We start from the raw sequence: 5,836 nt of genomic DNA, 5'->3' as shown, positions 1-5,836 counted from the left end.
CGCGGATCAGGGCTCGCGACTGTTTGAGCGAAGCGAGTTTGAGCGAGACCCCGCGTACCGCGAGCAGCGCAGGGCAGCCGCGAAGCGGCCGGTGACGTCGGCCGGCCCGGGGCCTACCGCCCGCCGCCGCCCCCCGCCCCCACGCGCTTCCGCGTTACCCTAGCGCCATGCTCACGATCTACAACGACCGCCACCCCCTTCACCACGGCAAGGTCGAGATGTTCCGCGGCGAACTCGTGCCGTGCTTCGAGGTTCCGGCGCGTGCCGACTATGTGCTGCAGGAACTGGAGCAGCGCGGGCTCGGTCCCATCGAAGCGCCGGATGTCTTCGACGACGCGACGATCGCGCGCGTCCACGCGCCGCGCTACCTCGATTTCCTGTCGAATGCGTGGAACGAGTGGGTGGCACTCGACCCGGCCAATGCGGACCGCGACGCGCTGCCTTCGTACTGGCCGATCCGCACCTTTCGCTCCGACGTGCTGCCGGCCAGCTTCCCTGCGCGCATGGGCCTGTTCTCGTACGACGCCGGCACGCCGCTGACCGCAGGCACGTGGACCGCGGCACGCGCGGGCGCCTGCTGCGCGTTGACCGCCGCGGCGCGCGTGCTGCAAGGCGAGCGCGCGGCTTTCGCGCTCACGCGGCCACCGGGCCATCACGCAGGCGCGGATTTCTTCGGCGGCTACTGCTTCCTCAACAACGCGGCGATCGCGGCCCAGGCGCTGCGCGATGCCGGCGTCGACCGCGTCGCGGTGCTCGACATCGACTACCACCACGGCAACGGCACGCAGGCCATCTTCTACGAGCGCGCCGACGTCCAGTTCACCAGCCTGCATGGCGATCCGCACACCGAGTACCCCTACTACCTGGGCTACGCCGACGAGCGCGGCGCGGGCGAGGGTCTGGGCTTCAACCACAACCTGCCGCTGCCGCGCGGCACCGGTTTCGCGGCCTGGCGCGAAGCGCTGGCGACCGCGCTGCGCGGCCTCGCGGACTTCAAGCCCGGCGCGCTGGTAGTCTCGCTCGGGCTCGACACCTTCGCGGGCGATCCGGTCGCCGGCTTCACGCTCGCCACGCCCGACTACCTGCGGATCGGCGAAGACATCGCGCGCGCAGGCCTGCCCAGCGTGTTCGTCTTCGAGGGCGGCTACGCGGTGGCGGAGGTGGGCGTGAACGCGGTCAACGTGCTCGACGGATTCAGGCAACGAGCGGGCTGAGCCAGGGCGCTGACACGGCGGCGACACGGACCGGGGAGATACCCGCTTGTCCCGCGCGTGCCCCATGCGGCCCAATGCGGCATTCAACCTGTACCGGAGGCCGCCACATGATTCGTCGTTCCCTTTTGTGCGCCGCCCTGCTCGGCGCGGCCGTCACGTCTGCGCATGCGCAGACCTTTCCCGCCCGGCCGATCAAGCTGATCATTGCCTTCCCCGCGGGCGGCCCGACGGACATCACGATGCGGCAGCTGGCCGACAATGCATCGAAGATCCTCGGCCAGCCGATCGTGGTGGACAACAAGCCGGGCGCCGGCGGCACGCTGCCCGCGCAGGCGCTGCAGACCGCGCAGCCCGATGGCTACACCATCGGCCAGATTCCGCTCGGCGTGTTTCGCCTGCCCTACACCACCAAGATCAACTGGGACCCGGTCAAGGACATCAGCTACGTGATCAACGTCACCGGCTACGCCTTCGGCATCGCGGTCCCGGCCGACAGCCCGTTCAAGACCTGGAACGACTTCGTCGCCTATGCCAAGGCCAACCCGGGCAAGCTCACCTACGGCTCGACCGGCAACCTGACCAGCCCGCACCTGACGACCGAACTGATGGCGCAGCAGCTCGGCATCCAGCTGCAGCACGTGCCCTACAAGGGCAGCGCCGATCTGGCGCAGGCGGTGCTCGGCAACCACCTGATGGCGATCGCCGACTCGACCGGCTTCGCGCCGCTGGTGGAGTCGGGCAAGCTGCGCGTGCTCAACACCTGGGGTGACAAGCGGCTCGCCAAATTCCCGGATGCGCCGACACTCAAGGAGCTCGGCATGGACATCGTGCAGAACTCGCCCTTCGGCATCGGCGCGCCCAGGGGCACGCCGCCCGAGGTCGTGAAGAAGCTGCACGACGCGTTCAAGCAGGCGATGGAGGAGCCGAGCTACGTGGCCGCTCTGGGGCGCTACGACATGCTGCCGATCTACATGAGCTCCGCGGACTACGCGAAGTTCGCGCAGACGACCTTCGCGCGGGAGAAGGCGTTGATCGAGAAGCTGGGGCTGGCCAAGCCTCAGTAACAGGCCCTAGCCGAGCTCGAAGCTGGTGACCCCGTACAGGCGCTGCAGCTCGCAGGGAGGCGCGCTGCCGGCGTACATGCGCGCGGTCTCGAACACGCTGCGCATGCCTTCGGCCCGCGCCATCGCGACCGCCTCGGCATTCGGCAGCGGGACGTCGAGGTAGACCGTGTCGCCGGCCGGCACGGTGGCGCACAGCGCAGCCAGCAGTGAGTGCGCCACGTGCGGATCGTCCGCCACCAGCGGCGCGATCTTGTGGCCTTCGCGGCAGCGCCGGATCAGCCCCCAGCCCACCAGCCGGCCCTGCTCGACCCAGGCCAGTCCGGTCGCATCGGGCATGTCGATCCAGGCGCGCAGGAAGGCGTCGCGCGGCGCCGGGAAGACGCGGCGGTCGTCGGCGCACAGCGCGGCGAAGTCGACGGTGGCCAGGGGAATGATCTGCTGCGGCGGCGTCTCGCCGCCACTGCGGGCGACACCGGCGAAGCGGGCGTTGTTCCAGGCCAGTGCGAAACCGCTGCGGCGGTAGTTGTCCTGCTGGGCCGGCACGCCGTCGAGCCCGACCACCTGGCCGGCGAGACGGGCCATGCCTTCGCGCCAGAGGCGGATGCCGACGCCCTTGCCGCGCCACGCCGGCGTCACGATGTAGAGCCCGATGAAGCCGAAGCGACCTGCGTACGACACGGCAGAGATGCAGCCCACCGCCTCGCCGCGGTGTTCGGCGACAAGGAAGCCGCCGGGATCTGCCGCATGGAAGCAGGCGGCGTCATGCAATCCGGGGTTCCAGCCTTCGCGCGCCGCCAGCTCGATCACGAGCGCCATCTCGTCGGCGCGGAGGGTGCGGATCGTCAGGTCCATGCGCGGCATTCTGACGCGCCCTGCCGGCGGCTGGGAAAATTCCTGTCCAATAGCGGCATGGAAACCTCGCACGATGTGGAACGCCGACTGACCGATCTGGAGATCAAGGCGAGCTTCACCGAAGACCTGCTGGACCAGCTCAACCTGGTCATCTACAGGCAACAGGAGCAGATCGACAGCCTGGTCCTCCAGGTCACGCAGCTTCGTCAGCAAAGCCCCGAGGGCGGCCCCGGCGCCGCGCGCAACCTGCGCGACGAGCTGCCGCCTCACTACTGAAGGGCTACGCCGCCAGCTGCACCGGAATCCGCCGCCGGCCGAAGCCGCCGCCGAAAGCCCCGAAGCGACCCGCGATCGGCGTGCCGCAATGCGGGCAGGCGCCATGCGCATCGAGCTCGCAGGCCAGCACGACATACCAGTCGCGCCGCACCAGCGCTGCATGGCAGCCCGGACAGAATGTCGTGCCGCCTTCGACGTCATGCACGTTGCCGGTGTAGACGTGGTGCAGGCCGTTGCCGAGCGCGATCGTGCGGGCCCGCGTCAGCGTGGCGGGCGGCGTCGGCACCACGTCCATCATCTTGTAGTCCGGATGGAAGGCCGTGAAGTGCAGCGGCACATCGGGCCCGAGCCGGTCGGCAATCCAGCGTGTCATCGCGTCGATCTCGGCGTCGCTGTCGTTGTGCTGCGGGATCAGCAGCGTCGTGATCTCGAACCAGCAGTCGGTCTCGTGCCGCAGGTACTGCAGCGTCTCGAGCACCGGCGCCAGGTGGGCGCCGGTCTGCTGGAAGTAGAACTGCTCGGTGAAGGCCTTCAGGTCGACGTTGGCCGCGTCCATCTTGGCGTAGAACTCGCGTCTGGGCGCGGCGTGCATGTAGCCCGCCGTCACCGCGACGCTGTGCAGGCCGAGCGCATGGCAGGCGTCGGCGGTGTCCATCGCGTACTCGGCGAAGATCACGGGGTCGTTGTAGGTGAAGGCCACGCTCGAAGCGCCGCTCGCGCGGGCCGCCTCGGCGATTCGCCCGGGTGACGCCGTGTCCTGCAGCCGGTCCATCTCGCGGCTCTTCGAGATGTCCCAGTTCTGGCAGAACTTGCACGCGAGGTTGCAGCCCGCGGTGCCGAAGCTGAACACGCTGCTGCCGGGGAAGAAGTGGTTGAGCGGTTTCTTCTCGATCGGGTCGATGCAGAAGCCCGAACTGCGCCCGTAGGTGGTGAGCACCATCGCATCGCCGGCGCGCTGGCGCACGAAGCACATGCCGCGCTGGCCGTCGTGCAGCCGGCAGTCGCGCGGACACAGGTCGCATTGGATGCGCCCATCGTCGAGCCGGTGCCACCAGCGCCCAGGCGTCGCGTTCGGCCCATCGAGGCTCGTCATTGCCGCTCCTCGAACGCGATCGCGCCGTAGCCGACGACGCGGTCACGACCGCCCGCGGTGTCGCCGGAGTTGCGCAGGTCGAGCAGGCGCGGCACGAGGCCGTGGCGGCGCGCGGCCAGCAGCGCGCCGTTGATCGCCGCCGATCCGCAGGCCTGGTGCGGCGCCAGCCCGGCATCGAGCGCCAGGATGCGTTGCACGGTGGCACGGTCGACGGCCTGCGCCTGCGCGTACGGAAGGTAGTGCGACAGGTCGGAGCTGATCACGATCAGCGTCTCCGCGCCGCCCCACAGCCGCTCGAGCACCTGCGCCACCGATTCGGCACTGGCGTCGCTGACGACCAGCGGCACCAGGGTGAAGCTGCCGAGCAGCATCTGCAGGAACGGCAGTTGAACCTCGAGCGAATGCTCGCGCTCGTGGGCCCGGTCGTTGCGGACCATCTGGGGCAGGTCGCCGAGGCTGGCGAGCGCGGCGACATCGAGCGCGACCTCGCCCAGCGGTGTCTCGAAGGCTTCCGCCTCGGGGACCGCCAGGCCGCTCACCCAGACGTGATGCGCGGGGCCGAGCAGCACCACGCGGCGGATGGCCGGCTCGCGCCGCCGACCGAGCAGGGCATAGGCGTGCGCCGCCACCGCGCCGCAGTACTCGTAGCCCGCATGGGGGGTGATCAGCAGCTTCGCGGGCCCGCGCGCCGGGTCGTCGTCGGCGCCGACGCCGGCCAGGTGGTCAGCGACCTGCCTGCGCAGCGCTCCGGGCGCGGCGGGGTAGAACAGGCCATCGACAACGGCGCGGCGTACGGCAGGCATCGAGCAGGGCTCCTGACGCTGAATCTGAACCCTCCGAGATCGAAAATCAAGACCTTGCCAGGGCGCGCGCGGATGCTTGTCGCGCTGCACGCGGCCGTCTCGCACTGCTAGCGGCCTTTTGTCACGTTTGGTCCGTCTTAAGTTCTAACAATCTAGAACTTCCTGATACACAATCCGGCAACCACAGGAGGAGCAGGCATGCGCGGTCGAATTCGTCACGGGACGCGGGCGGGAATGGTGGCAGCGGCGGCCTGGCTCCTGCTGCTGGCGGGCGGGGCTTGGGCGCAATCGCCTCAGGCACCCGCGCCACAACCGGCGGCCGACAGTGCCGATCTGGTCGTCCATCCCTGGGTGGTGCCGCCGCCCAACTGGTCGCCCGAGGCCTATTTCACGAACCTGAAGGACGGCGCCACGACCGAGGCGCCCTTCGTCGCGCGCTTCGGCCTTTCGATGCGCGGCATTGTCCCGGCCGGCAGGACCGCGGGCACGGCCGGCCACCACCACCTGCTGATCAACCAGCCGCTGCCGCTCGAC

General features: G+C 69.6%; 6 protein-coding genes and 1 pseudogene. 4 read left to right on the top strand and 3 right to left on the bottom strand.

Going from position 1 to position 5,836, the window contains the following annotated elements; translation table 11 throughout:
* Positions 1-167: 167 nt before the first annotated feature.
* Together AC1D2K_RS28340 and AC1D2K_RS28335 are read left to right on the top strand one after the other, a co-directional pair.
* Complete coding sequence (locus AC1D2K_RS28340) at positions 168-1,214, top strand: histone deacetylase family protein (protein WP_478092904.1); 1,047 nt, start codon at positions 168-170, stop codon at positions 1,212-1,214.
* A gap of 107 nt (positions 1,215-1,321) precedes the next feature.
* On the top strand, positions 1,322-2,278 hold the full coding sequence (locus tag AC1D2K_RS28335) for a tripartite tricarboxylate transporter substrate binding protein (protein WP_478092901.1): 957 nt from the start codon (positions 1,322-1,324) through the stop codon (positions 2,276-2,278).
* A 6-nt stretch (positions 2,279-2,284) separates the two neighbouring features.
* Here AC1D2K_RS28335 and AC1D2K_RS28330 read toward each other — a convergent pair whose 3' ends face one another.
* Entirely contained in the window at positions 2,285-3,130 is an 846-nt protein-coding gene (locus tag AC1D2K_RS28330) for a GNAT family N-acetyltransferase (protein ID WP_478092899.1), read from the bottom strand.
* 57 nt (positions 3,131-3,187) lie between these two features.
* On the opposite strand from AC1D2K_RS28330, the gene AC1D2K_RS28325 reads away from it, so the two are divergent.
* Positions 3,188-3,406: a SlyX family protein gene (locus AC1D2K_RS28325; protein ID WP_478092897.1), complete on the top strand. Its 219-nt coding sequence runs from the start codon at positions 3,188-3,190 to the stop codon at positions 3,404-3,406.
* A 4-nt stretch (positions 3,407-3,410) separates the two neighbouring features.
* On the opposite strand, the gene amrS is transcribed toward AC1D2K_RS28325, so the two are convergent.
* The gene (gene amrS / locus AC1D2K_RS28320) at positions 3,411-4,499 is read right to left on the bottom strand and encodes an AmmeMemoRadiSam system radical SAM enzyme (protein WP_478092895.1); all 1,089 of its coding nucleotides are present in this window, start codon (positions 4,497-4,499) and stop codon (positions 3,411-3,413) included.
* Entirely contained in the window at positions 4,496-5,302 is an 807-nt protein-coding gene (gene amrB / locus AC1D2K_RS28315) for an AmmeMemoRadiSam system protein B (RefSeq protein WP_478092893.1), read from the bottom strand. Before amrB ends, amrS begins: the two co-directional genes overlap by 4 nt.
* Before the next feature lie 198 nt (positions 5,303-5,500).
* Here amrB and AC1D2K_RS28310 point away from each other — a divergent pair.
* Positions 5,501-5,836, top strand: a pseudogene (locus AC1D2K_RS28310) (hypothetical protein); the annotation flags it as partial.

The sequence above is a fragment of the Variovorax sp. P1_H12_2 genome (assembly GCF_056405335.1).
Note: the sequence above shows the minus strand (reverse complement) of the source record. Positions and strands in the feature narration are given on the sequence as shown.